The organism is Capnocytophaga cynodegmi, assembly GCF_002302475.1.
Taxonomy (GTDB): domain Bacteria; phylum Bacteroidota; class Bacteroidia; order Flavobacteriales; family Flavobacteriaceae; genus Capnocytophaga; species Capnocytophaga cynodegmi.
Map to the genome: position 1 here is coordinate 2,467,854 of NZ_CP022378.1, position 25,358 is coordinate 2,493,211.

The 25,358-nt window shown below is 35.0% G+C and carries 22 protein-coding genes and 1 CRISPR repeat array; of the genes, 20 read left to right on the forward strand and 2 right to left on the reverse strand.

Features of this window, described 5'->3' with window-relative positions; genetic code table 11:
• Positions 1–37: 37 nt before the first annotated feature.
• The 11 genes from CGC48_RS10900 (at position 38) to cas2 (ending at position 14,529) form a co-directional block, all read left to right on the forward strand.
• A complete protein-coding gene (locus tag CGC48_RS10900; RefSeq protein ID WP_098029589.1) occupies positions 38–1,882 on the forward strand; it encodes a formylglycine-generating enzyme family protein in 1,845 nt (614 codons plus the stop codon).
• A 213-nt stretch (positions 1,883–2,095) separates the two neighbouring features.
• Positions 2,096–3,448 carry a Na(+)-translocating NADH-quinone reductase subunit A gene (locus CGC48_RS10905; protein ID WP_098029590.1) on the forward strand — a complete coding sequence of 451 codons (1,353 nt, stop codon included), beginning with the start codon at positions 2,096–2,098 and terminating at the stop codon, positions 3,446–3,448.
• 36 nt (positions 3,449–3,484) lie between these two features.
• Positions 3,485–3,988 carry a ClbS/DfsB family four-helix bundle protein gene (locus CGC48_RS10910; protein WP_098029591.1) on the forward strand — a complete coding sequence of 168 codons (504 nt, stop codon included), beginning with the start codon at positions 3,485–3,487 and terminating at the stop codon, positions 3,986–3,988.
• Positions 3,989–4,009: 21 nt separating this feature from the next.
• A complete protein-coding gene (locus CGC48_RS10915) occupies positions 4,010–5,236 on the forward strand; it encodes an NADH:ubiquinone reductase (Na(+)-transporting) subunit B (RefSeq protein WP_098029592.1) in 1,227 nt (408 codons plus the stop codon).
• Between the two features lie 2 nt (positions 5,237–5,238).
• Complete coding sequence (locus CGC48_RS10920; protein ID WP_098029593.1) at positions 5,239–5,973, forward strand: Na(+)-translocating NADH-quinone reductase subunit C; 735 nt, start codon at positions 5,239–5,241, stop codon at positions 5,971–5,973.
• A 4-nt stretch (positions 5,974–5,977) separates the two neighbouring features.
• Positions 5,978–6,619: an NADH:ubiquinone reductase (Na(+)-transporting) subunit D gene (locus tag CGC48_RS10925; protein WP_013996999.1), complete on the forward strand. Its 642-nt coding sequence runs from the start codon at positions 5,978–5,980 to the stop codon at positions 6,617–6,619.
• Between the two features lie 25 nt (positions 6,620–6,644).
• Entirely contained in the window at positions 6,645–7,355 is a 711-nt protein-coding gene (gene nqrE / locus CGC48_RS10930) for an NADH:ubiquinone reductase (Na(+)-transporting) subunit E (protein ID WP_081461653.1), read from the forward strand.
• Positions 7,355–8,668 (forward strand): NADH:ubiquinone reductase (Na(+)-transporting) subunit F, encoded by a 1,314-nt coding sequence (gene nqrF, locus CGC48_RS10935; RefSeq protein WP_098029594.1) that lies wholly within the window; start codon positions 7,355–7,357, stop codon positions 8,666–8,668. The genes nqrE and nqrF overlap by 1 nt, the downstream gene beginning before the upstream one ends.
• A gap of 322 nt (positions 8,669–8,990) precedes the next feature.
• Entirely contained in the window at positions 8,991–13,283 is a 4,293-nt protein-coding gene (cas9, locus tag CGC48_RS10940; RefSeq protein ID WP_098029595.1) for a type II CRISPR RNA-guided endonuclease Cas9, read from the forward strand.
• Between the two features lie 17 nt (positions 13,284–13,300).
• On the forward strand, positions 13,301–14,194 hold the full coding sequence (gene cas1, locus CGC48_RS10945; RefSeq protein ID WP_098029596.1) for a type II CRISPR-associated endonuclease Cas1: 894 nt from the start codon (positions 13,301–13,303) through the stop codon (positions 14,192–14,194).
• A complete protein-coding gene (cas2, locus tag CGC48_RS10950) occupies positions 14,191–14,529 on the forward strand; it encodes a CRISPR-associated endonuclease Cas2 (RefSeq protein WP_002663340.1) in 339 nt (112 codons plus the stop codon). Before cas1 ends, cas2 begins: the two co-directional genes overlap by 4 nt.
• A 112-nt stretch (positions 14,530–14,641) precedes the next feature.
• A CRISPR array of direct repeats spans positions 14,642–16,537; the repeat unit is 47 nt; unit sequence GTTGTAACTAATCACAAAGTTACGGAAAATTGAAAGCAATTTACAAC.
• Positions 16,538–16,565: 28 nt separating this feature from the next.
• Here the strand turns inward: cas2 and CGC48_RS10955 are convergent.
• Complete coding sequence (locus tag CGC48_RS10955; RefSeq protein WP_098029597.1) at positions 16,566–16,847, reverse strand: hypothetical protein; 282 nt, start codon at positions 16,845–16,847, stop codon at positions 16,566–16,568.
• A 107-nt stretch (positions 16,848–16,954) separates the two neighbouring features.
• Between CGC48_RS10955 and recO the strand changes: the two genes are divergently transcribed.
• From recO to CGC48_RS11000, 9 genes are all read left to right on the forward strand, one after another.
• A complete protein-coding gene (gene recO / locus CGC48_RS10960; RefSeq protein WP_232780506.1) occupies positions 16,955–17,758 on the forward strand; it encodes a DNA repair protein RecO in 804 nt (267 codons plus the stop codon).
• A gap of 202 nt (positions 17,759–17,960) precedes the next feature.
• Positions 17,961–19,211, forward strand: coding sequence for a dihydroorotase (locus CGC48_RS10965; protein ID WP_098029598.1), 1,251 nt, complete (start codon positions 17,961–17,963; stop codon positions 19,209–19,211).
• A 65-nt stretch (positions 19,212–19,276) separates the two neighbouring features.
• On the forward strand, positions 19,277–19,936 hold the full coding sequence (locus CGC48_RS10970; protein WP_098029599.1) for an alpha/beta hydrolase: 660 nt from the start codon (positions 19,277–19,279) through the stop codon (positions 19,934–19,936).
• A gap of 41 nt (positions 19,937–19,977) precedes the next feature.
• Positions 19,978–20,871, forward strand: coding sequence for an ion transporter (locus CGC48_RS10975; protein WP_098029600.1), 894 nt, complete (start codon positions 19,978–19,980; stop codon positions 20,869–20,871).
• Complete coding sequence (gene miaA / locus CGC48_RS10980; protein ID WP_098029601.1) at positions 20,855–21,775, forward strand: tRNA (adenosine(37)-N6)-dimethylallyltransferase MiaA; 921 nt, start codon at positions 20,855–20,857, stop codon at positions 21,773–21,775. Before CGC48_RS10975 ends, miaA begins: the two co-directional genes overlap by 17 nt.
• A 145-nt stretch (positions 21,776–21,920) precedes the next feature.
• Positions 21,921–22,295, forward strand: a complete 375-nt coding sequence (gene mscL / locus CGC48_RS10985; protein ID WP_018278567.1) for a large conductance mechanosensitive channel protein MscL — start codon at positions 21,921–21,923, stop codon at positions 22,293–22,295.
• 120 nt (positions 22,296–22,415) lie between these two features.
• Entirely contained in the window at positions 22,416–23,300 is an 885-nt protein-coding gene (locus CGC48_RS10990) for a DnaJ C-terminal domain-containing protein (protein ID WP_098029602.1), read from the forward strand.
• 3 nt (positions 23,301–23,303) lie between these two features.
• Entirely contained in the window at positions 23,304–23,573 is a 270-nt protein-coding gene (locus tag CGC48_RS10995) for a chaperone modulator CbpM (protein WP_018278569.1), read from the forward strand.
• Positions 23,574–23,608: 35 nt separating this feature from the next.
• A complete protein-coding gene (locus CGC48_RS11000; RefSeq protein WP_041992540.1) occupies positions 23,609–24,211 on the forward strand; it encodes a thioredoxin family protein in 603 nt (200 codons plus the stop codon).
• A gap of 18 nt (positions 24,212–24,229) precedes the next feature.
• Here the strand turns inward: CGC48_RS11000 and lpxB are convergent, their stop codons facing one another.
• Complete coding sequence (lpxB, locus tag CGC48_RS11005; RefSeq protein WP_041992543.1) at positions 24,230–25,348, reverse strand: lipid-A-disaccharide synthase; 1,119 nt, start codon at positions 25,346–25,348, stop codon at positions 24,230–24,232.
• Positions 25,349–25,358: the final 10 nt, after the last annotated feature.

The window sequence follows — 25,358 nt, forward strand, 5'->3', positions numbered from 1 at the left end:
CAAATGAAAATATCTACTAAATAACAAATATAATTTTATGAAAAAGTTTTTTGCATATGCAGCTATTGTACTGATGGTTATGATAACTGCTACAAATTGTTCAAAAAAAGATGAGGTTACTTATGATGACCTTAAGTTAAGTATCCAAAATGTTTCAGTTAGAGTTGGAGAAAGTGCTTCTTTTAAAATCGATGCTGGTAGTGGGGAGTATGAAGTTATGAGTTCTGATAATAATGTAGTTACTGTTTCTATCTCTAATTCAAATGTAACTCTTAAGGGAATTGCTGCGGGAGAGGCTACAGTTACTGTTTTGGACAAAAAGACTAATCAACGTTCAAGTGTGAAAGTTTCGATAAGTAGGGAGTTACTTAATTTGGAACTTGATGCTAAAGAAGTTAGTTTGCTTGTAGGACAGCAGGGAGTTGTTAATATTTCTTCAGGAAATGGAAAGTATGAAGTCGTTGTGACTGACCAAAGCATCGCGACAGCAACGCTATCTCAAACTACAGTTACTATTTCTGGGTTAGCAGTAGGAACTACAACAACCACAATAAAAGATGTTGAGAGTGGTAAAGAAGCGTCAATTGCTGTAACAATAGCTAAGAAGGAAAGTATAACTCTTTCAGTCAGTAATGTTGTAGTGAAAGCTTTCACAGTTGTGGAGGTTGAGCAATCCAAAGAAAATGGAACTTTACTGGATAATAAAGCTAAAGTTGAAATTGTTTCAGGAGGTGGAAATTACTCAGTAGTCACGAGTAATGACAAAGTTGCTACAGCAACTATTTCAGGTAATGAGTTGGTTGTTACAGGACTTAGTTCGGGAGTAGCTACAATTACAATTTCTAACGAAGTTAATGAGGCTGCTGTTTTGGAGGTAAAAGTTTACAATTTGATAGTTACACCAAATGGGTTAAATTTAAAACCTAATACGACTGCGGAAGTTCTAATAACAGAAGGTAGTGGGGAATATGAGATATTGAATAATAATGCTTCAGTAGAGGTAACTCGATCAGAAAATAAGTTGACTGTTAAAGGAGTGCAGGTAACAGAAAATGCAGAAATAATAGTTAAGGATAAAATATCTGGAAAAGAAGTTTCTTTGGAGGTTCGTGTTACAGCTTCAGTGGTGGTTCCAACAGATAAAGATGTTGTTTTTGTGGAAGGGGGGACTTTTGTTATGGGAAGCAGTAGAACAAAAGATGAAAAATTTCCAGACAAAAAAACTAGCCCATATTCAGATTTGGATGAAGTGCCTATGCATAGAGTTACTTTAAGCAGTTTTAAAATAAGTAAGTATGAGATTACAAATGCTCAATATGCTAAATTTTTGAGTGAAAAAGGTAACGAAAGTCAAGGAGGCTTCCGATGGTACAACGGAACAGATATAATTAGTAAAGCGGGTAAATACGAAGTATTAGAAGGAAGGGAGAATTATCCGGTTACATTTGTGAGTTGGTATGGAGCTAAGGCTTATGCCGAGTGGGCTGGTGGTAGTTTACCTACTGAGGCACAATGGGAGTATGCTGCACTTGGTGGAAAACAAAGTAAAGGATATTTATATGCAGGAAGTGATGATGTAAACGAGGTGGCTTTTCATATTAAAAATTCAAAAGGTATACACCCTGTTGGATTGAAAAAACCAAATGAGCTAGGTATCTATGATATGAGTGGAAATGTTTGGGAGTGGACTGCAGATAGATATGCTCCTTACAAAGCTGATGATCAAACTGACCCTAAACCTGTTACAGAATCAACAGACAAAAGGTTCATTCGTCGTGGAGCAAGTGTTTATTGTAAACCAACATATTGCCGTTCAGCAAATAGAGGAGCTAATGACTCTTACCAGAATAATATAGGTTTCCGTGTAGTATTCAAAAATTAAGAAATAATGAAGATTTAAATAAAAAACATCCCAATCGGGATGTTTTTTGTTTATCTAGTTTATTTTTGGTTGAGAGTTTTTTAAAGGTTACATAAAAGTTGAAAATAGATAGTTTGATTGTAACAAAAAACCTTTTTTATCTTCTTTTATAAATATAAAGTATTATATTTGTACCGAATTTTAATAAAACTAACTAACAATAATTTAACAGATATGTCAAACGACATCCGCATTCGAAAGGGGTTGGACATACATTTGGAAGGGGAGGCTGAGAAGATAACTCAACAACTTCCTCTGGCTAAAATGTATGGTCTTAAGCCCTCTGATTTTCATTCTGTTGTGCCGAAGCTTATCGCAAAGGAAGGCACAGAGGTTAAAGCCGGAGAAGCCGTTTTTCACGACAAAAAAGACGAGCGGGTGCTTTTCCCTTCTCCAGTAAGTGGAAAAATCGCTGAGATTGTTCGTGGAGAACGTCGTAAGATTTTAGAAATCAAAATCTTACCCGATACAGAGCAAGTGTTTAAAGACTTTGGAAGCAAAGACCCTGCAAAAATGTCAGCAGAACAAATCAAGGATTTCTTGCTTTCAACAGGGGCTTGGACTTTCATCAAACAACGTCCGTACGACATCATTGCAGGGGCAGACACAACTCCAAAAGCAATTTTTGTTTCGGCTTGTAAAACCAATCCTCTTGCACCCGATTACGACTATGTTCTAAAAGGTAAAGAAAAGCAATTACAAACAGCACTGACGGCTTTGGCAAAATTGACTACAGGAAAGGTTCACGTTTCTGTATTCAAAAACAGCTCTTTATCGCCTTTCAGAAATCTGAAAGACATTGTTCTTCACAATGTTTCAGGTCCGCACCCTGCTGGAAATGTCAGTACACAAATTGCTAAAATTGACCCAATTAACAAAGGGGAAGTGGTATGGGTGGTTACTCCACAAGATTTGGTCGTGATGGGCGAACTTTTCCTTACCGGAAAATTGAATCTTACCCGAACATTGGCACTTACAGGAGCTTGTGTTGAAAAACCGCAATACGTTTCGGTAATCGCTGGTGCTCAGGTTGATAGTGTAGTTTCTGGAAATCTCAAAAAAGAAAAATCACGCGTTATCAGTGGTGACGTATTGACAGGTAAAAAGGTGTCAGAAGACGGATTTTTAGGATACTACGATGACCAAGTTACGGCAATTCCAGAAGGTGATGATTATGAGTTTTTTGGTTGGAACAAACCTGTCTTCAATAAAATTTCAACAACTCGTGCAATGACTTTTTCTTGGCTAAATCCTAAGAAAAAGTATAATTTGAACACCAATACCAATGGCGAACATCGTGCATTTGTAATGACAGGAATGTACGAAGAGGTATTTCCGTTGGATATCTATCCGATGCAACTTTTGAAAGCGTGTTTGTACAAAGATTTAGATGAGTTGGAAAACTTGGGTGCGTATGAAGTTGCTCCTGAGGATTTTGCACTTACTGAATTTGTTTGTGTTTCAAAACAACCCCATCAGAAGATTATCCGTGAAGGTTTGGATTTAATGATGCAGGAGTTGGGTTGATTCTAAAAAATTAATTCTATATCATAATTGAGTGTTATGCCCCGACCGCAATCGAAAATAGAGCTTGAAAAATTAGCTGAGGATAATTATCGGAAATTATGTTTGTTTGTTGAAGGATTATCCGAAGCTCAAAAGAATGAGGAATTTCCTCAGGGGACTATGAATCGAAATATCCGAGATGTTATCGGGCATTTATATCATTGGCATCTACTTTTTTTAACTTGGTATAAGGTAGGAATGAAAGGCGAAAAGCCCAAAATTCCGAAAGAGGGTTATACCTTTGCCGATACGCCACGTCTGAATCGGGATATTTGGGAAGAGTGCCAAGGTGTATCGTTGGAAAAAATGCTAAAACTTTTTGAAAGTACGCATCAGGCTGTTTTTAAAATTATTAAAGATCATACTGATGAGGAGCTTTTTACCAAGAAATATTACAAATGGACGGGAACATCATCGCTTGGTTCATACTTAGTTTCGTCGACATCAAGCCATTATGATTGGGGGTTAAAACTGATTCGTAAATCAATAAAAAGTAAATAATTATAACTTATTCATAAGAAAATGAGTTTAAAAAGTAAATTACATACGTTAAAAGAAAAGTATAAAGGAACGAAGTTTGAAACGACTTTCAATGCTTTGCACACATTCCTTTATTTGCCTAATGAAACGACCCACGGAGGTACGCACATTAAGGCTGCTGACGACCTAAAACGTACGATGAATACCGTGATTATGGCACTAATTCCGTGTTTGATTTTCGGTATTTTTAACGCAGGTTATCAGCATTATGCTGCTACGGGAGAGTTTGCTCACGCAGCAGGATTGTCATTTTTCAGTCCTGATTTTTGGACTTGGAAAAATTTCTCATTGGGGGCAATGAAAGTGCTTCCGCTTGTGGTGGTTTCCTATGTCGTTGGTTTGGGAATTGAATTTATATTCGCAACACTTCGCGGACACGAAGTAGAGGAAGGATATTTGGTAACAGGAATGCTTGTTCCGCTTATCGTTCCGGTAGATTTACCACTTTGGATGCTTGCCGTTGCGGTTGCTTTTGGGGTGATTATCGGAAAAGAAGTTTTCGGAGGAACAGGAATGAACATCTTGAATCCGGCTTTGACTATCCGTGCCTTCTTATTCTTCGCTTATCCAACTTCGATGAGTGGGGACAAAATTTGGGTACACGGAGCTACTGAAAGAGCAGGTGAAATCGCCAAAGGAGCGAATTTAGACGCTATTTCAGGAGAAACTATTCTTGGACATTTGGCTCAACAACATAACATTGTAGATAAATTTTCTGTATCGGATATGTTCTTCGGATTCACGCCGGGCTCTATCGGTGAGACATCAACTTTATTGATTATTTTGGCAGGATTGTTCTTAATCTTCACTAAAATAGGAAGTTGGAGAATAATGTTGAGTATGGTTCTTGGAGGTTTGGCAATGGGATACATTTTCAATGCTTTTGCACCTGCAATGGAAGGAACTAAATTCTTCACTTTGTGGAGTTTACCGGCTTGGCAACACTTACTTGTTGGAGGTTTTGCTTTCGGTACGGTGTTTATGGCAACTGACCCTGTTACAGCATCACAAACCAACACAGGAAAATACATCTACGGATTTTTGGCAGGTTTCATCTCGATAATGATTCGTTGCTTCAATCCTGCTTATCCTGAGGGAGTTATGTTGGCAATTTTGTTGATGAACGTGTTTGCTCCAACGATCGACCATTACGTGGTTCAGGCAAATGTGGCAAGAAGAAAAAAACGTCTAAAAGCTAAAACTGCATAGATATGTCAAATAGAACTGAAAGTAATTCATATACAGTGATTTTTGCCATCATAATGGTAATTATCGTAGGAGCGTTGCTTGCGGGAGTTTCTTCGGCGTTGAGCGATAGAATCAGCGAGAACAGAAAGTTCGAAAAGCAACAAAACGTACTTTACGCAATGGGCGTAAACCGCAATCAGAATACGAATTTGGGTGAAGGAGATGTAACTTTTGTTCCGACAAACGAGGTTACTGCCGAGTTTAAAAAATACATCAAAGGGCAATATTTCATCAAAGGAAATCAAGCTATTGAAGCCGATTTGATTGAAGACCCAAAATGGACAGCTGAGAAGGGATTACCTCTTTTCGTTGGAGAGAAAGATAGCAAAACATTCTACATCATTCCTGTTTTTGGAAAAGGTCTTTGGGACGCTATTTGGGGATATGTGGCTGTAGATAAAGATCTTATCGTTCAAGGAGTTTTCTTTGACCACAAAGGGGAAACTGCTGGTTTGGGGTCAAACATCAAAGAACGTTTCTTTATGGACGATTTCATCGGAGAGCATTTGTTGGACGCTTCGGGTAACTTCCAAAGTGTAGAGGGTTCAAAATCAAACGGAGACCCTGAAAACAAACGCAAAGAAGACGGAAAAGTAGATGCCATTGCCGGTGCAACCCTTACCGTAAACGGAGTAAATGAGATGGTAAAAACAGGCGTTGGTGCTTATGTTGATTATATTAAAAACTTAAAAAACTAATATTATGGGACTATCAAAAAAAGACGTAAAATTGGTTACAGACCCGCTATGGGATAACAACCCAATTACCGTACAAGTACTGGGGATTTGTTCCGCATTGGCGATTACGGCACAGCTTAAAGCAGCTATCGTTATGGGATTGTCCGTAATATTTGTACTTAGTGTGGGGAACGTAGTAATTTCTTTGATTAGAAATGTTATTCCTGGTAAAATTCGTATTATCGTGCAATTGTTGGTGGTTGCGGCGTTGGTAATCATCGTTGACCAAGTGCTAAAAGCCTTTTCGTATGAATTGAGTAAGCAACTATCTGTATTCGTGGGGCTTATCATTACAAACTGTATCATTATGGGACGCTTCGAGGCTTTTGCTTTGGGAAATACCCCTTGGAAATCGTTCTTAGATGGTATCGGAAATGCAGGTGGATATGCGTTGGCTCTTGTCATCGTGGCTTTCTTCCGTGAGCTTTTAGGTTCGGGAACGCTTCTTGGATTTCAAGTATTGGGCGACCCTATTAAAAAGACAGGTTTGTATGCATTAGGATACGAAAATAACGGATTTATGTTATTAGCTCCGATGGCACTTATCACTTACGGAATTGTGATTTGGATTCAGCGTACACGTAACAAATCCTTAATTGAGGAATAATTAGTAACTAAATAAAAATTAGAAAATGGAATATATAGAACTGATTTTTAAGTCGATATTCGTAGATAATATGGTATTCGCTACCTTTTTGGGTATGTGTTCGTACCTTGCGGTATCTAAGAAAGTATCTACAGCGGTTGGTTTGGGAGCAGCGGTTATTTTCGTATTGGCTGTAACTGTTCCGATGAACTGGCTACTAAACGAATATCTGCTCAAAGAAGGAGCTTTGGCTTGGTTGGGCGAGGAGTATGCAAGTTATGATTTAAGTTTCTTGACCTACATTTTGTTCATCGCAACGGTGGCTACGATGGTTCAGTTAGTAGAAATCATTGTTGAGAAATTTGCTCCTGCTTTGTACAATTCATTGGGGATTTTCTTACCACTTATCGCTGTAAACTGTGCAATTTTGGGAGGTTCACTCTTTATGCAATCGCGTGAAATACCTACCATTGGTTTGGCGGCTACTTACGGATTGGCATCAGGGATTGGCTGGTTTTTGGCAATTGTTGCCATTGCTGCCATTCGTGAGAAAATCCGTTATTCGAACGTGCCACCTGCACTTCGCGGATTGGGAATTACCTTTATCATTACGGGGCTTATGGCTATCGGCTTTATGAGTTTCGGAGGAATGCTTACAGGTGGAGAGAAAAAATCTGACGAGGACAAAAAGGCAGTTATCGAGCAAAAAGTTGATAAAACTGAAAAATTAGCCAATAACACAAAAGAAATTAAGTAATGGTATTATCAAGTAGTATATTTGTAACAGTAGCAGTAACGGTTATCGCTTTACTGGTGATAACATTGCTTTTGGTGGCACTTTTGTTGGTCGTAAAACAGAAGTTAGCTCCATCAGGACCTGTAAAAATCAAGATTAATGGCGAGAAAGTAATTGAAGTACCTTCGGGAGGGTCGTTGCTTTCTACATTAGGAAATCAGAAAATATTTTTGCCTTCAGCTTGTGGGGGTGGAGGGTCTTGTATCCAATGCGAATGCCACGTGCTTTCAGGTGGTGGAGAGGCTCTTCCAACAGAAACGCCTCACTTTACCAAAAAAGAACTAAAAGAAGGAGCTCGTTTGGCTTGTCAGGTGAAGGTAAAACAGGATATGGAAATTTCAATTCCTGAGGAAATCTTTGGTATCAAAAAATGGGAAGCTGTCGTGGTTCGTAACTATAACGTAGCTTCATTTATCAAAGAATTTGTGGTGGAAATTCCTGAGGATATGGACTACAAACCAGGAGGATACATTCAGATTGAAATTCCACCTTGTGAGATTAAGTATTCTGATATTGACATCACTGCCCACCCTGCTGAACACCCAGGAGAACCTGAAAAATTCAAAATGGAATGGGACAAATTCAACCTTTGGCCTTTGGTAATGAAAAATGGCGAAACCGTAGAACGTGCTTACTCAATGGCTTCGTATCCTGCTGAAGGACGTGAAATTATGTTGAACGTTCGTATTGCGACTCCGCCTTGGGACAGAGCTAAAAACGGTTGGATGAACGTAAATCCAGGGGTGGCTTCTTCGTACATTTTCTCTCGTAAGAAAGGTGATAAAGTGGTTATTTCGGGTCCTTACGGGGAATTCTTTATCAACGAATCGAATGCCGAAATGTTGTATGTAGGAGGTGGAGCAGGTATGGCGCCGATGCGTTCGCACTTGTATCACTTATTCAAAACATTGAAAACAGGACGTAAGGTAACTTACTGGTACGGAGGACGTTCTAAACGAGAGTTGTTCTACTTGGAGCATTTCTGGGAATTAGAGCGTGAGTTTCCGAACTTTAAGTTCTTCATCGTGTTGTCTGAGCCACTTCCAGAGGATAATTGGAAAGTTAAGAAAGACATTAACGATACCGAAGGAGACGGATTTACAGGATTTGTTCACAATGCGGTTATTGAGCAATATTTGAGCAAACACGATGCACCAGAAGACATCGAATTGTATTTCTGTGGACCTCCAATGATGAACAAAGCGGTACAAAAGATGGGACAAGACTTCGGTCTTCCTGATGAAAACATCCGCTTCGACGACTTTGGTGGATAATGAAACGTAAGAAGTATTAGAGATTTTAAATAGAAAATCCTTTCTCCGTTAATTGAGAAAGGATTTTTTATTTTTAAATGTTTTAAAAGTAACTTTTATATATTCTAGAAATGAACTATTATTTATTAATCAATTTTATGTTTAGAAGAATGTAGAAATAAAAAGCCCCGCAGATAGGCGAGGCACTAGATGTTTTCACAACGGAATAATCCTTATTGTAAATTGCTTTCTGCCACAAAGGTAGCAAAAAAATAATTGAATATCAAAAATAATTAACTTTTTATTTGTATTTTTATACCCATTAATTTTTAAACTATTAACTATGAAACATATAATCGGTCTCGATTTGGGGACAAACTCTATCGGTTGGGCAGTTGTAAAAGAAGCTGAAAATGATAATGAACAATCAGAAATTGTAGATGTTGGTGTTCGGGTTAATCCGCTAACAACCGATGAAAAAACAAATTTCGAGAAAGGTAAACCCATTTCTACCAATGCCGACAGAACCCTCAAACGAGGTGCCAGACGCAACCTGCAACGCTATAAGCTCCGTAGAAAAGAATTGATTAAAATTTTGAAAGAACATCAGTTGATTTCTGATGATACAATTTTGTCAGAAAACGGTAAAGGAACCACCTACCAAACATTAAAATTACGAGCAAAATCGTCTAAAGAAAAAATATCATTAGAAGAGTTGGCACGTGTTTTTTTAACCATCAATAAAAAAAGAGGTTATAAAAGCAGTCGAAAGACTAAAAATGAAGACGAAGGGCAATTGATAGACGGAATGGAAATTGCCAAAAGACTTTATGAAGAAAATCTTACTACGGGACAATTGTCTTTACAACTTTTGAAAGAAGGCAAAAAATCATTGCCTGACTATTATCGTTCTGATTTAGAGCTTGAATTGGATAAAGTTTGGAACTTTCAAAAGCAGTTTCATTCGGATATTTTGACCGATGAATTTTACACTCAACTTAAAGGCAAAGGACAAAGGGCAACCAGTGCTTTGTTTTTGGAAAAATACCAAATATATACCGTTGAAAATAAAGGAAATAGAGAAGAGAAAAATTTACAAGCCTATCAGTGGAGGGTAGATGCACTCTCAAAGGAATTGACAAGGGAAGAATTGGCTTTTGTCATCACCGAAATCAATAACAATTTGAATAATTCCAGTGGTTATTTGGGGGCAATTTCAGACCGAAGTAAGGAACTTTACTTCAACAATGAAACCGTAGGCGAGTATCTTTGGAAACAAATTGCAGCAAATCCGCATACTTCGTTGAAAAATCAGGTGTTTTATCGCCAAGATTATTTGGATGAATTTGAACGAATTTGGAATACCCAAGCTCAATTTTATCCACAAATTTTGACCGAGTCCCTAAAAAAAGAACTTCGAGATGTGGTGATTTTCTACCAAAGAAAATTAAAATCTCAAAAATCATTGGTGAGTTTCTGTGAGTTCGAAAATAAGAAAATAGAGATTAAAAATGAAGATGGAACGACTACTAAAAAAGTAATCGGTCTTAAAGTAGCTCCCAAATCATCGCCTCTGTTTCAAGAGTTTAAAATTTGGCAGAATTTAAATAATGTTTTGATTCGTAAAAAAGGAAGTAAAACGGAAAAGATATCTGAAAATCAACAAATTACTATTTTTGAACAGGAAAAAACAATTTTAGAATTGGATTTGGAGGCAAAACAAGCATTATTTAATGAATTAAATCTCAAAGGGAATCTCAAAGCGGATTATTGTTTGGAAATTTTAGGCTATTCTCCGAAAGAATGGGAGATGAATTATTCTGTTTTGGAGGGCAATAGAACAAATAAAGCATTGTATGAGGCATATTTGAAAATTATTGATTTAGAAGGATATGATGCAAAAAATTACCTCAAAGTAAAATCGAATAAAGATGAGGTAGAACTCAATGATTTAAAAGTTCCTGCATCGGAAATCAAGGAAATGGTTCAAGCAATTTTTAAAGAAGCAGGTATCAACACGGATATTCTGCATTTCGATGCTGAATTAGACGGTAAAGATTTTGAAAATCAAGGAAGTTATAAATTGTGGCATTTGCTGTATTCTTATGAAGGCGATGATTCTAAAAGTGGTAACGAATTACTTTATAAATTGTTAGAAACAAAATTCGGTCTTAAAAAAGAGTATGCTCAAATTTTAGCAAATATTTCATTGTCAGATGATTATGGTAATCTTTCTACCAAAGCGATGCGAAAAATTCATCCATATATTAAGGAGAATAAATTCAGTACCGCCTGTGAATTAGCAGGTTATCGTCATTCTAAACATTCATTGACCAAAGAAGAAAATGAAAAGCGTGTGCTGAAAGATGGTTTGGAAGTGTTGAAAAAGAATAGTTTGCGTCAGCCGGTAGTAGAAAAAATTTTAAATCAGATGATTAACTTGGTCAATGCTCTTTTAAAAAAATATCGAACCGAAAACCCTAACTTTAAATTCGATGAAATTCGTATAGAATTGGCTCGTGAACTGAAAAAAAATGCGGAAGAAAGAGCCAATATGACGGCAAACATAAACAAAGCTAAAACCGAACACGAGAAAATTGATAAAATTTTGAAGAGTGAGTTTGGTTTACCAAATCCAACCCGAAATGATATTATTCGTTACCGCTTGTACGAGGAATTAAAAGCGAATGGGTACAAGGATTTATACACAAACAGATACATTTCAAGCGAAAAGCTATTTAGCAAAGAGATTGATATAGAACACATCATACCTAAGTCAAGAGTGTTTGATGATAGTTTTTCAAATAAAACCATCGTGTATAGAACGGATAATTTAGATAAAGGAGAGCAAACAGCTTATGATTATATCGAAAGTAAATTTGGTGCGGAGAAATTGAAGGAGTATATGACTCGTGTGAAAGATTTGTATCAAAAAAAGATTATTTCCAAAGCAAAACACCAAAAATTATTGAAAAAAGAAAGTGAAATTGGTGATGGTTTTGTTGAAAGAGATTTGAGAGAAACTCAATATATTGCTAAAAAAGCCAAAGAAATACTTTTGCAAATCACTCACAATGTGCTTTCTACCTCAGGAGGTATTACAGACAGATTGAGAAAAGATTGGGGTTTGGTCAATGTGATGAAAGAACTCAACTTGCCGAAATACAGAGCTTTGGGACTTACCAAAATGGAAGACCGCAAATATGGTCAGCAAGTGGAAGTTATCACCGATTGGACTAAACGAAATGACCTCCGCCATCACGCAATGGATGCTCTTACGGTTGCTTTTACCAAGCACAATCATATTCAATACCTTAATTATCTAAATGCTCGTAAAAATGAAAAACATAAGGAGCATAACAACATTATGGCGATACAACAATTGGAAACCATAAAAGTAACCGATGAAAATGGTAATGAAAAACGAATTTTTAAAGCTCCAATGCCTAATTTCCGTCAGGTAGCTAAAACCTTTTTAGAAAATGTTTTAATTTCTCATAAGGCTAAAAATAAGGTAGTTACCAAAAACAAGAATAAAATTTCCGGAAGTAACAAAGTTCAGGAAGTTTTAACTCCTCGCGGACAATTGCATAAAGAAACAATTTATGGAAAATACCAGTATTATGTACAAAAAGAGGAAAAAATCGGAGGTAAATTTGATTTGGAGACTATAGAAAAAGTAGCCAATCCACTGTATCAATCCTTGTTGAAAAAGAGATTAGAAGAAAATGGCGGCGATCCGAAAAAGGCTTTTACAGGTAAAAATTCATTGGCGAAAAATCCTATTTATTTAGAAGAAGCCCAAACAGAACAACTGCCTGAAAAAGTGAAATTGGTATGGTTAGAAAATAGTTTTTCCATTCGAAAAGACATTACTCCTGAAAACTTTAAAGATGAAAAGTTAATCGACAAAATATTAGACGAAGGGGTAAAAAGAATTTTGAAGGAGCGATTAAAATCTTTTGAAAATGATGCTAAAAAAGCCTTTTCAGATTTAGACAAAAATCCGATATGGCTCAATAAAGAAAAGGGAATTGCGATAAAGCGTGTAACCATAAGCGGTGTAGCAAATGCCGAGCCTTTGCATACGAAAAAAGACCATTTAGGAAAAGAAATTTTGGATAAAGAAGGTAAGCCTATTCCTGTGGACTTTATCAGTACGGGCAGCAATCATCATGTGGCGGTTTACCGTGATGATAAGGGAAATTTACAAGAAAAAGTAGTATCGGTTTTCGAAGCCGTAGTAAGAGCTAATCAAGGATTACCCATTATAGAAAAAACATACAATCAGCATTTGGGTTGGGAATTTTTATTCACAATGAAACAGAATGAAATGTTTGTTTTCCCGAATGAGGTAACAGGTTTTAATCCTAACTATATTGATTTATTGGATCCTAAAAACAAGAAAATAATAAGCCCAAATTTATTTAGGGTGCAAACTATATCTGTTGTGAAATATGGTAATGCGATAGTTCGTGATTTTAAATTCAGACATCATCTAGAAACGACAGTAGAAGATAAAAAAGAGTTGCAAGGAAAAACTTACCAACAAATTAAAAGTTTGTCACCTTTGAATGATATCATAAAGGTTAGGATTAATCATTTAGGGGATATTGTTAGTGTAGGAGAATATTAATTAAAAACGATGAAATTATGCTTTACCGCTCTATTTACATTGGCAATCCAGCATATTTGAAGTTGAAAGACCAACAGATGGAAATCGTTTGTCCTGAAACCAAAGCAGAGAAAGGGAGCGTTCCGGTAGAAGATTTGGGTTTGTTGATGCTCGATCACTTTCAGATTACCATTTCCCATCAGCTGATACAGTGGCTGATGGGGAATAATGTGGTGATTATCAGTTGCGATACCCATCATCTCCCACACGGACAAATGCTACCGCTCCACGGAAATGCGATTCATTCCCAACGCATAAAAGATCAGATAGAAGCCAGCGAACCGCTCAAAAAACAGCTGTGGAAACAAACCATAGAATGCAAAATAGCCAATCAAGCCGCTGTTTTGGAACGACTCGGAACTTACTCCAGTCCGATGTATGAGTATCTCAACCAAGTGAAATCGGGCGACACCAGCAATATGGAAGGCATCGCTGCACAGCACTACTGGAAATACCTTATCCATCCCGATTTTTTACGCGAACGCTATGGCGATTCTCCCAATCAGTTCTTCAATTTTGGTTATTCCGTATTGAGAAGTATCGTGGCAAGAGCCATTGTAGAAACAGGTTTATTGCCCATTTTGGGGATTTTTCACAAAAACAAATACAATGCTTACTGCTTGGCAGATGACCTAATGGAACCTTACCGTCCTTTTGTGGATTTATTGGTCATCCGATGGTTGGAAAAGAATCCTGAAGCCGAAGAACTGACCAAAGAAGCGAAAGCCTATTTTTTACAAATCGCTACCAAAGATGTGAAAATAGACGAGCAGGTGCGTCCGCTATTGGTTGCGGTAAAATCTACCGTTTCCTCTCTGTACAAATGCTATACGGGTGAAAAAAGACAAATTTCTTATCCTAAAATGTTATGAATTCCGAACGATTTAACGCTTATAGAATTATGTGGGTAATGGTTTTATACGATTTGCCAACCGAGACCAAGGCAATGCAAAAAGCAGCGAATCTTTTCCGAAAACGCTTGGAAGACGACGGATTTTCTTTATTTCAGTTTTCTATCTATTTGAGGCACTGTCCGAGTAGAGAAAATGCTGAAGTGCATAAAAAACGAGTAAAAATGATGCTTCCCAAATACGGGAAAGTAGCCGTAATGACGATTACAGATAAACAGTTTGGTGATATGGAAATATTTCATTCTAAAGTACGCGAAGATCCGCCACCTACTTACCAGCAGCTCGAGTTATTTTAGAAATAGAATGAAAAAAATGGATTTACTCAGCCCGATTTATTCTTTTTTTGCTCAATTTTTTATTTCTAAAAACAAAAATAATCCTCTGTCTGTTAGAGGATTATTTTTTGAGGTTGTAACTAATCACAAAGTTACGGAAAATTGAAAGCAATTTACAACGAATTGAAAAATCATAATTCATCATACTCAGTTGTAACTAATCACAAAGTTACGGAAAATTGAAAGCAATTTACAACCCATAACTAAAAGAAGCAAAACACGTAATTGTTGTAACTAATCACAAAGTTACGGAAAATTGAAAGCAATTTACAACAATGCTTCTAACGAGAGTAATCCCTTACTGGTTGTAACTAATCACAAAGTTACGGAAAATTGAAAGCAATTTACAACGTCTAAAGAACCGAAACCGAATTTCTCTTTGTTGTAACTAATCACAAAGTTACGGAAAATTGAAAGCAATTTACAACGTCTAAAGAACCGAAACCGAATTTCTCTTTGTTGTAACTAATCACAAAGTTACGGAAAATTGAAAGCAATTTACAACGCATAATCTACCCTATCCCTTTCAATAGCGGTTGTAACTAATCACAAAGTTACGGAAAATTGAAAGCAATTTACAACGATATTCAGCCAATGCTCCACAATTCGCAAGTTGTAACTAATCACAAAGTTACGGAAAATTGAAAGCAATTTACAACCGGTGAAGTACAAGTAAACACGGGTATACTTGTTGTAACTAATCACAAAGTTACGGAAAATTGAAAGCAATTTACAACACGTGCAGTTTAGATATACCGATGCAGTTTGTTGTAACTAATCACAAAGTTACGGAAAATTGAAAGCAATTTACAACAATGAAAGATTATACCCTTCAAGATATGGAGTTGTAACTAATCACAAAGTTACGGAAAATTGAAAGCAATTTACAACCCTACAAAGTTAGAGATGTAGCAACAACAAGTTGTAACTAATCACAAAGTTACGGAAAATTGAAAGCAATTTACAACGAGGGTGCTGAGGGTAACACTGGAGCGTACGTTGTAACTAATCACAAAGTTACGGAAAATTGAAAGCAATTTACAACAGGGGAATGTTGAAAATGTCAATATAATAAGTTGTAACTAATCACAAAGTTACGGAAAATTGAAAGCAATTTACAACCCTACAAAGTTAGAGATGTAGCAACAACAAGTTGTAACTAATCACAAAGTTACGGAAAATTGAAAGCAATTTACAACGAGGGTGCTGAGGGTAACACTGGAGCGTACGTTGTAACTAATCACAAAGTTACGGAAAATTGAAAGCAATTTACAACCCTACAAAGTTAGAGATGTAGCAACAACAAGTTGTAACTAATCACAAAGTTACGGAAAATTGAAAGCAATTTACAACGAGGGTGCTGAGGGTAACACTGGAGCGTACGTTGTAACTAATCACAAAGTTACGGAAAATTGAAAGCAATTTACAACCAGTTGTTAGGACTATGAAGCCTCGACCTTGTTGTAACTAATCACAAAGTTACGGAAAATTGAAAGCAATTTACAACATACTTTAATTATGTGTTTGAGAAAAAATTGTTGTAACTAATCACAAAGTTACGGAAAATTGAAAGCAATTTACAACCTTCAAACTACCGCAGGAAATAGAATTACAGTTGTAACTAATCACAAAGTTACGGAAAATTGAAAGCAATTTACAACCAGTTGTTAGGACTATGAAGCCTCGACCTTGTTGTAACTAATCACAAAGTTACGGAAAATTGAAAGCAATTTACAACCTAATTTCTTACCAGTTGGCATTGCTCCGTGTTGTAACTAATCACAAAGTTACGGAAAATTGAAAGCAATTTACAACATACTTTAATTATGTGTTTGAGAAAAAATTGTTGTAACTAATCACAAAGTTACGGAAAATTGAAAGCAATTTACAACATAATATTGCCCAATACCAAAATGCATTATGTTGTAACTAATCACAAAGTTACGGAAAATCGAAAGCAATTTACAACCTGAACGTATTTTGTATCTGCTGACCATTTATAATAAGTACTCCTTTTGTGGTAATGGTATTTTGTGAAAGGACAGAAAAAACGAGTTAATGAATATCCTTTTTTTGTCAAGAAGTTTTTGACGTTCTTTATTGAATTTTCTGTGGTTACGAACTTCAAATTTTATAATTATGTAAGTAATCCACAACACAACAGCCCCTACGATAATGTACCAATATTGAAATAGATACCATACAATACCTGTGAGCAGGGCAACAAAAACAACAATTACGCCCCAAACAAAACTTCCTAAACTATTAGAATTTTTCATAACTCAACTTTTTACATTATAAACTTACTATCTTTTTTATATAGAACCCAACGATAACCTTAGGAAATCAGTTTTTCAGTTGTAACCAGCCACAAAGTTACCAAAATTTGAAAGCTTATCACAACTATTTTTGTGAAATTATAAATACTTCATATCTTCGCATTGCTTTCGATGAAAATAATAATAGGATAAGAATGTACTCAGCAACTAAGGCAATTGTAATTTCAGTTTTGAAGTATGGAGATAATAGTTTGATAGTTAAATGTTTTACTGAGCAATTTGGTGTTCGCTTTTATCTATTGCAAGGAGTTTTATCTTCAAAAAAAACTACCTTGAAACCAGCTCTTTTTCAGTCTTTTATGCAGTTGGAGTTGGTAGTAAGTAACAGAAATACAGGTACTTTGGAACGTATTAAGGAAGCCAAAGTTGCTAAAATATATCAGTCCGCACATACAGATATTTATAAAAGTTCTGTCGTAATGTTTTTATCCGAAATTTGTTCCTTTGTTTGTGTGAATGAATATGCCGAACCCGAGTTATACCAGTTTTTGGAAGAAAAGCTTTCTTTTTTAGATGAAAATGAATTTTTTCCAAATTTTCATTTGAAATTTTTAATTGATTTAACTCGATTTTTAGGATTTTATCCAGATATTTCCAATGAAGATAATTCATTCTTCAGTTTAGAGGAAGGAATTTTTAGTAATTCTGATGAAACAAAACATTCGATTTCAGGCAAGGAACTTATCTTTTTTAAAGATATTATTTCTTCAGAATATTCTGATTTGCATAAAGTTAAATCTTCAAAGAATGAAAGAAATATTCTTCTAAGCCATATTTTAAAATATTATCAGTGGCATTTTCCAGGCTTCAGAAAACCGAAATCTTTAGAGGTTTTACAAGTTTTATTCTGACTTCAATTTTTTGAAAGGTTCTTCCTTTTTGTGGATAAATTTAAAAGTTCCATTATTAAAAATAGCTTAAAATTTTATATAGTTCATTTTTTAATCTTAACTTTGCCAATTGAGAGGTGAAATTTTAAAATATTGATTTCTCAATAACTTTTAATGGTTTTATAATTTTCCTTTTTACAGATCTTTAGACACAAACTTAATTATGAATATATTAATCAAATCTGCGCAAATTTTAGATAAACGAAGTACTTTTCATAAAACTACTAAAGATATTTTAATTTCTAATGGAATTATTGTAAAAATTTCAGAAGCTATATCAACCGAAAATGTGGATAAAGTAATTGAAAATGTGTACGTTTCACAAGGTTGGGCGGATAGTAGTGTTTGTTTTGGAGAGCCAGGATTTGAAGAAAGAGAAACTCTGGAAAATGGAATGAAAACAGCTGAGAAAAGTGGTTTTACACACGTGCTAGTCAATCCATTAACCAATCCAGTGACAGACACAAAAGCTTCTGTTTTGTACATCAAAAATCAAACGAAAGGCTTTGTGGCAACAACACACCCTATTGGAGCTTTAACAGAACAGAGCAAAGGGGAGGCTTTAGCTGAATTATTTGATATGAAAAGTGGGGGAGCAGTGGCTTTTGGTGATTACAAAAAAGCTATAGCAAACAATAATTTACTAAAAATAGCATTGCAATATGTTCAAAATTTTGGAGGAATAGTGATTTCTTTTCCAAATGATTCAAAAATAATGGGAAAAGGTGTTGTTAATGAACATATTTCTGCAACTAAATTAGGATTAAAAGGAATTCCTGCGTTGGCTGAAGAACTTTGTGTGACTCGTGATTTGGCGGTACTGGAATACACAGGTGGAAAGCTACACATTCCTACTATCTCAACGGCGAAGTCTGTGGAGCTGATTCGCGAGGCTAAGAATAAAGGACTTGATGTAACTTGCAGTGTAGCAATTCATAATATTCATTTTACAGATGAAGTTTTAGAAGGATTTGACACCAACTTTAAGGTATTACCGCCATTGCGTGATAAAGAAAATGTTGAAGCTTTGCGTGAAGCTTTAAAAGATGGAACTATTGATTTTGTAACATCTGACCATAATCCGTTAGATATTGAGTTGAAATTCAAGGAATTTGATTATGCATCGTTTGGTATAATTGGTTTAGAAAGTGCTTTTGGAATTGTAAATCAGTATGTTGATTTGGAAACGGCGGTGGAATTGCTTACTTCGGCTCGTTATCGATTTGGAATAAAAACAGAACCTATATCTGAAAATATTGAAGCAGATTTGACATTATTCACTCCAGAAGGAAGCTACATTTTTGAAAAAGAAAATATTCTATCAACTTCAAAAAATTCAGCTTTTTTGGGAGAGACGTTGAAAGGAAAAGTTATAGGCGTTATAGCTAATAACCAATTTGTTATAAATGATTAATTTTTAGAATACAGAAAATTAATGATTTGTAAATCAAGAAAATAATTAAAATAGAAAACTAAAATATGGAAACAAACAATTCTTTACCCTTAAAGTATATTATGCGTGAGCCTTTAGTAAAAATCAAGCGTCCCCCTGTTATTTTTATGCTTCACGGTTATGGAAGTAACGAAGAGGATTTATTTTCTTTTGCAGAAGAATTGCCAAAAGAATATACAATTATTTCATTAAGAGCTCCTTACAGGCTTCCTGAATTTGGATATGCTTGGTATTCAATAAATTTTGATGAAGAGCAAGGAAAGTGGAGCAATAATGAACAGGCTGTAAAGTCACGTGATTTAGTGGTCAATTTTATTGATGAAGCTTGTAAATTATTTAATTTAGATACAAAGAATATCACTTTGTTAGGGTTTAGCCAAGGAAGCATTCTCAGTATGGCTCTTGCTATTTCGTATCCTCGTAAAATTCGCAATGTGATAGCTTTAAGTGGATATTTGAATTTGGAAATTTTAAAAGAAGGTTATGCCAATGAAAATCATTCTGCTTTACACTTTTATGTTTCACACGGCACCAGCGATCAGGTAATTCCAATTGAGTGGGCAAGAAAAACACCTGAGTTTTTAGAAAACTTAGGAATTGAGTATGTGTATGAGGAATTCCCTGTAGGACACGGAGTTGCTCCACAAAATTTTTATTCTTTTAGAAATTGGCTTTCAGGTGATTAACTAAAAATTTGATGAAGTATTCAGTGTAAAATCCTTAAATTATGCGAGGTGTAATAAAATCAAAATACGATATTTTAAAACAACAGGCGTACGTTATTATTTATGGTACCAATACGCCTTTGGGTAAGCTTTTTGATATTGTTTTGTTGATACTTATCTTCCTCAGTGTGATTATGGTAATGTTAGAAACTGTGAAGGATATTGATCATCAAGCTCACGGAACTTTAGTGTTTTTGGAATGGTTTATCACGGTTTTTTTTACACTTGAATACATCTTGCGAATTATTTCCAATAGAAAACCTTTGCAGTACATATTCAGTTTTTATGGAATAATTGATTTGATTTCTATTTTGCCTATGTACTTATCATTTTTTATCCCTGGTTCGAAAGCCCTTTCTGTGGTTCGAGCCTTACGTTTGTTGCGTGTTTTCCGTATTTTGGAACTTGCAAATTTTATGAATCAGGGAGAAGAACTGAAAATGGCATTGCGAACCAGTCGAACCAAAATAATGGTTTTTATTTATTTTGTTTTAGTAATATGTATTCTTTTGGGTTCATTGATGTATGTTATAGAAAGTGAGGAAAGTGGATTTACCAGTATTCCTCGTAGTATTTATTGGTGTATAGTAACTTTAACCACAGTAGGTTACGGAGATATTGCTCCAGCAACAACACTCGGGCAAATGGTAGCTTCCTTTGTAATGGTTTTGGGATATGGCATAATTGCCGTTCCAACAGGAATTGTTACAGCGGAATATTCACGAGTAAAAACAAAAAAAATTGGTATAAAAGAAGACGAGGAATACCAAAAAGAGCAAGATATAGATGCGATTATATGTCCGAATTGTAGCAACAAAAATCATCAACAAGGAGCTAAATTTTGTTGCAAATGTGGGGTATTGCTAGGAAGAGAAAAAGATGATGAAAGAATGTGATAATTTGTTGATAACCATTGTCGGACCCACTGCTATTGGTAAAACATCTTTAGCAATAGAATTAGCAAAACAATTTGATACAGAGATTATTTCGTGTGATTCTCGTCAGTTTTTTAAAGAAATGAAAATTGGTACAGCTGTTCCAGAATTGACTGAATTGGACGCTGTAAAACATCATTTCATTCAACATAAAAGTATTTTCGAGCCTTATTCTGTAGGAGATTTTGAGCGTGATGCTATCAGACTTCTTGATGAACTCTTTGAAAATAAGAGAGTTGTGATAATGGTGGGAGGAAGTGGGCTTTATGCCGATGCAGTTATAAAAGGACTTGATGAATTTCCTGAGGTTCCAGAGGAAGTCCGAGAGGAATTAAAACAGAAATATCTTCAAAATGGAATAGAATTTTTGCAACAAAAATTAAAAAAATTAGATTTTGAGCAATATTCCCGAATGGACACACAAAATCCGCAACGATTAATTCGGGCTTTGGAAGTCTGTTTGGTAAGTGGGAAACCATACTCTTCTTTTCTGAATAAAAAACAAGTAATAAGAAATTTTTCAAATATAGAAATTGGGCTTACTGCTGATAGGAATATTGTTTATCAGCGAATTAATATGCGAGTTGAACAAATGTTGGAGAAAGGCTTACTCCGTGAAGTTCAACAACTAATTCCTTATAAAAATTTAAATGCTTTACAAACAGTTGGTTATAAAGAGCTATTCGATTTTTTTGAAGGAAAATATTCGTTGGATTTTGCAATAGAGGAAATCAAGAAAAATACTCGGCGTTTTGCCAAACGACAATATACTTGGTTTGGTAAAAATCAAAATATTAAATGGTTTGATTATCAGTGTGATGTGTTGGACGTTTTAAAGGAAATAAACTTTTACAAAGGAAATTAGATTTAATATTATTTATCTATTCATACTTCAAAATTATTAAAGTTTTATTAAAAATTGCAATTTTGTTTTTTTTATATTTGTTTTCTAATTACATTTGTCCCGAAGATTAAATTAAAATAATTTTAAAACAAAAAATCAAGTAGTTATGGGATTTTTAAAAGAATTTAAAGAATTTGCAGTAAGAGGAAATGTTATTGACTTGGCTGTCGGTGTTATCATCGGAGGAGCTTTTGGTGCAATCGTTAATTCATTGGTATCAGATGTGATTACACCATTGTTACTAACTCCAGCTTTGGAAGCCGCAGGAGCAAATAAATTAGAAGAACTCGTTTGGAATGGAGTATCTTATGGTAAGTTTTTAGCAGCTGTTATTAACTTTATTTTCATTGCTTTCATATTGTTTGTGATGATTAAAGGAATTAATAAAATGAAGAAAAAAGAGGAAGCAGCTCCGGCAGCTCCAGCAGGACCTACACAAGAGGAATTACTTGCAGAAATCAGAGATTTATTGAAAAAATAATAGAGTTTGGCATATACCGCAACTTTTGTTTAAGGCTATCTTTTTTTAAGATAGCCTTAATTTTTTGTCTTTCTGTTTTTATTGTTTTATATTTGTGGCGACACTGCTAATTTTTTTTATATGGTATATGTAGACTACTATAAAGTTTTGGGAGTTGAAAGAACAGCAACTTCTGAAGAAATAAAAAAGGCGTATAGAAAACTAGCCAGAAAATTTCACCCAGATATGAATCCTGGTGATAAAGTTTCAGAACAAAAATTTAAAGAAATTAACGAAGCTAACGAGGTTCTCAGCAATCCAGAAAGTCGGGCAAAGTACGACAAATATGGGGAGAATTGGAAACACGGAGAAGAGTACGAAAGTGCGAAACGTCATTATTCAAGAACTGGTTTTGACGAATCGGATTATGAAAATGCATCTGATTATTCCGACTTCTTCAGAGATATGTTTGGAGGGGCAGGTTTCGGAGAAAGTTCCTATAGCCGTGCTTCGGGTAAATTTAAAGGGCAAGATGTTTATGCTGAAATGTCGCTTTCTTTCAGGGAGGCAGCGAAAAAACAACAAAAGATGTTTTCTGTCAACGGGAGAAATATTCGTATAACCATACCAGCTGGGGTTTACGATGGTCAGCAAATAAAGTTGAAAGGTTATGGTAGTAAGGGATTCAATGGAGGACCTAGTGGAGATTTGTACATAACATTTAATATTCAGCCTGATACTCAATTTGAACGTGTAAATAATGATTTGAAAACCAAAGTTTTGATAGATTTGTATACCGCAATATTAGGCGGAGAAATTGAGGTGGAAACTTTGGAAGGAAAAGTAAAACTAAAAGTACAACCCGAAACTCAGAATGGAGCAACTGTGCGTTTGAAAGGAAAAGGTTATCCTATTTATAAGAAAGAAGGAGAGTTTGGAGATTTGTTTATCACATATGAAGTTCAGCTACCTAAAAACTTGACAGATAAGCAAAAAGATTTATTTGAACAACTTAAAAATTCGTAAATTATGGAAGGGAGAATTTCAAGAGAAGAAATTATTAGGATATACAACATTGAAGTTACTTTTTTCGATGAATTGGAAGCTTGTGGATTAATTCAAACTGAAATGATTGATGAGGTTATTTATCTAAACTATGAACAATTGCCTAATTTTGAACGATTTACTAATTGGTATTACGATTTGGAAGTGAATATGCCAGGTCTGGAAATTATAAACAGATTATTAAATCAAATTCAGTCATTACAACAAGAAAATAGAAAATTATTAAATAGATAGAATATTTCTTACCTTTGCTAAAAAATTAATTTCATATGGAGAAAAAGCAAATTATTCAAAAAAGTTTGTTGAATAGCATATCTTACACCACTTATCGGAATATGATTGATAAGATGGTAGAAGAGGGCAAAACCAGTGGTCCAGAACAAACGCAAGCACTCATCGACTACACAGCACTTAATGAGAAACGCTATAAAAGATTGGATAAAACTATAAAAATATCAGAAGAAAAGGCTGATTTTTTTAAGAATTATTCAAAAAGTGTTACTTTTCTTATAATTACAGAAACTTGGTGTGGAGATGCCGCTCAGATAGTTCCTGTTATTAACAAAATAGCAGAATTGAATCCTAAAATTACGGTAAAATTAGTTTTCAGAGATGAAAATGAGGAACTTATGAATTTATTTCTCACTAATGGAGGAAAAGCAATTCCAATTGTTGTAATTTTAGATTTGGAGGATAATGTGTTAGCTTCGTGGGGTTCCCGTCCGTCAATTGCTACTAAAATGGTAGAAGATTACAAAGCTGAACACGGAAAATTATCTACAGAATTTAAAGAAGAATTACAAAAATGGTACAACCAAGATAAAGGAAACAATATAATTGATGATTTTATTAAAATATTGAGTGAGAAATAATTAATTTTTTCGAAAAAGTTATTTGTAACTAACAGAATTAATAATTAACTCGGCGGTACGGTCACTAGCACCTGAACCTCCGAGTTTTTTTCGTAATTCACTATAATCTTTCAGCATTCTCTCTCTGTTATTTTTATCCAAAATTTTATTCAATTCAATTTTTAAATTAGCTTTATTGAATTCATTTTGAATTAGTTCTGTAACAACTGGCTTATCCATTATTAGATTTACTAATGATATGTATTTCAGATTAATAATGCGTTTAGCGATTTGATAAGATAGCCAATTTCCTTTGTAACAAACCACTTCAGGAACGTTAAAAAGAGCAGTTTCCAACGTTGCCGTGCCACTGGTTACTATTGCGGCGGTTGATATAGATAGTAATTCATAGGTTTTTCCACTTACAAAACGGACATTTTCCTTATCAAGGAATTGTTTGTAAATTGATAATTCCTGAGAAGGTGCTCCAGCTATTACAAACTGATATTTATTATAACTTTCTGTAATAGAAGTCATAATGGAAAGCATTTTTGAAATTTCTTGTTTTCGACTACCTGGTAAAAGAGCGATGACAGGGCGACTGTCTAATCCATTTTCTTGCTTGAAAGTGATTTCATCTACCTTTTCATATTGTGTGATAGCATCGAGCAAGGGGTGCCCCACAAAATGCACAGGAAACTGATGTTTCTTTTCGTAAAAATCCTTTTCAAAAGGTAAAATAACGTACATATTATCAATATCATGTTTTATTGCTTTGATGCGATTTTCTTTCCAAGCCCAAATTTGTGGTGAAATATAGTAGTCTGTTTGGATTTTCTGCTGTTTAGCCCACTTTGCAATTCGCATATTAAAACCAGGATAATCAATGAAAATTAATACATCTGGTTGATAGTCAGTAATGTCTTTTTTGCAGAAATGAATATTGTTCAAAATGGTTTTTAGATTGGTAACAACTTCCCAAAACCCCATAAAGGCCAAATCACGATAGTGTTTAACAATCTTTCCGCCGACTTGTTGCATTTTGTCACCACCCCAGAAACGAAACTCTGCTTTTGGGTCTTTTTTTATGATGGATTTCATCAAACTGGCTCCGTGTAAATCACCAGAAGCTTCACCTGCAATAATGTAATATTTCATTTGTTTTTGG

What these genes read in the sequence shown, in the direction of transcription:
- miaA (WP_098029601.1), top strand. Translation starts at nt 20,855, where the DNA reads ATGATGAAAGAATGTGATAATTTGTTGATAACCATTGTCGGACCCACT.
- CGC48_RS10920 (WP_098029593.1), top strand. Translation starts at nt 5,239, where the DNA reads ATGTCAAATAGAACTGAAAGTAATTCATATACAGTGATTTTTGCCATC.
- CGC48_RS11000 (WP_041992540.1), top strand. Translation starts at nt 23,609, where the DNA reads ATGGAGAAAAAGCAAATTATTCAAAAAAGTTTGTTGAATAGCATATCT.
- mscL (WP_018278567.1), top strand. Translation starts at nt 21,921, where the DNA reads ATGGGATTTTTAAAAGAATTTAAAGAATTTGCAGTAAGAGGAAATGTT.
- CGC48_RS10905 (WP_098029590.1), top strand. Translation starts at nt 2,096, where the DNA reads ATGTCAAACGACATCCGCATTCGAAAGGGGTTGGACATACATTTGGAA.
- cas1 (WP_098029596.1), top strand. Translation starts at nt 13,301, where the DNA reads ATGCTTTACCGCTCTATTTACATTGGCAATCCAGCATATTTGAAGTTG.
- CGC48_RS10975 (WP_098029600.1), top strand. Translation starts at nt 19,978, where the DNA reads ATGCGAGGTGTAATAAAATCAAAATACGATATTTTAAAACAACAGGCG.
- CGC48_RS10915 (WP_098029592.1), top strand. Translation starts at nt 4,010, where the DNA reads ATGAGTTTAAAAAGTAAATTACATACGTTAAAAGAAAAGTATAAAGGA.
- CGC48_RS10900 (WP_098029589.1), top strand. Translation starts at nt 38, where the DNA reads ATGAAAAAGTTTTTTGCATATGCAGCTATTGTACTGATGGTTATGATA.
- CGC48_RS10970 (WP_098029599.1), top strand. Translation starts at nt 19,277, where the DNA reads ATGGAAACAAACAATTCTTTACCCTTAAAGTATATTATGCGTGAGCCT.
- CGC48_RS10910 (WP_098029591.1), top strand. Translation starts at nt 3,485, where the DNA reads ATGCCCCGACCGCAATCGAAAATAGAGCTTGAAAAATTAGCTGAGGAT.
- cas9 (WP_098029595.1), top strand. Translation starts at nt 8,991, where the DNA reads ATGAAACATATAATCGGTCTCGATTTGGGGACAAACTCTATCGGTTGG.
- CGC48_RS10965 (WP_098029598.1), top strand. Translation starts at nt 17,961, where the DNA reads ATGAATATATTAATCAAATCTGCGCAAATTTTAGATAAACGAAGTACT.
- nqrF (WP_098029594.1), top strand. Translation starts at nt 7,355, where the DNA reads ATGGTATTATCAAGTAGTATATTTGTAACAGTAGCAGTAACGGTTATC.
- lpxB (WP_041992543.1), bottom strand. Translation starts at nt 25,348, where the DNA reads ATGAAATATTACATTATTGCAGGTGAAGCTTCTGGTGATTTACACGGA.
- CGC48_RS10925 (WP_013996999.1), top strand. Translation starts at nt 5,978, where the DNA reads ATGGGACTATCAAAAAAAGACGTAAAATTGGTTACAGACCCGCTATGG.
- CGC48_RS10995 (WP_018278569.1), top strand. Translation starts at nt 23,304, where the DNA reads ATGGAAGGGAGAATTTCAAGAGAAGAAATTATTAGGATATACAACATT.
- nqrE (WP_081461653.1), top strand. Translation starts at nt 6,645, where the DNA reads ATGGAATATATAGAACTGATTTTTAAGTCGATATTCGTAGATAATATG.
- CGC48_RS10990 (WP_098029602.1), top strand. Translation starts at nt 22,416, where the DNA reads ATGGTATATGTAGACTACTATAAAGTTTTGGGAGTTGAAAGAACAGCA.
- CGC48_RS10955 (WP_098029597.1), bottom strand. Translation starts at nt 16,847, where the DNA reads ATGAAAAATTCTAATAGTTTAGGAAGTTTTGTTTGGGGCGTAATTGTT.
- cas2 (WP_002663340.1), top strand. Translation starts at nt 14,191, where the DNA reads ATGAATTCCGAACGATTTAACGCTTATAGAATTATGTGGGTAATGGTT.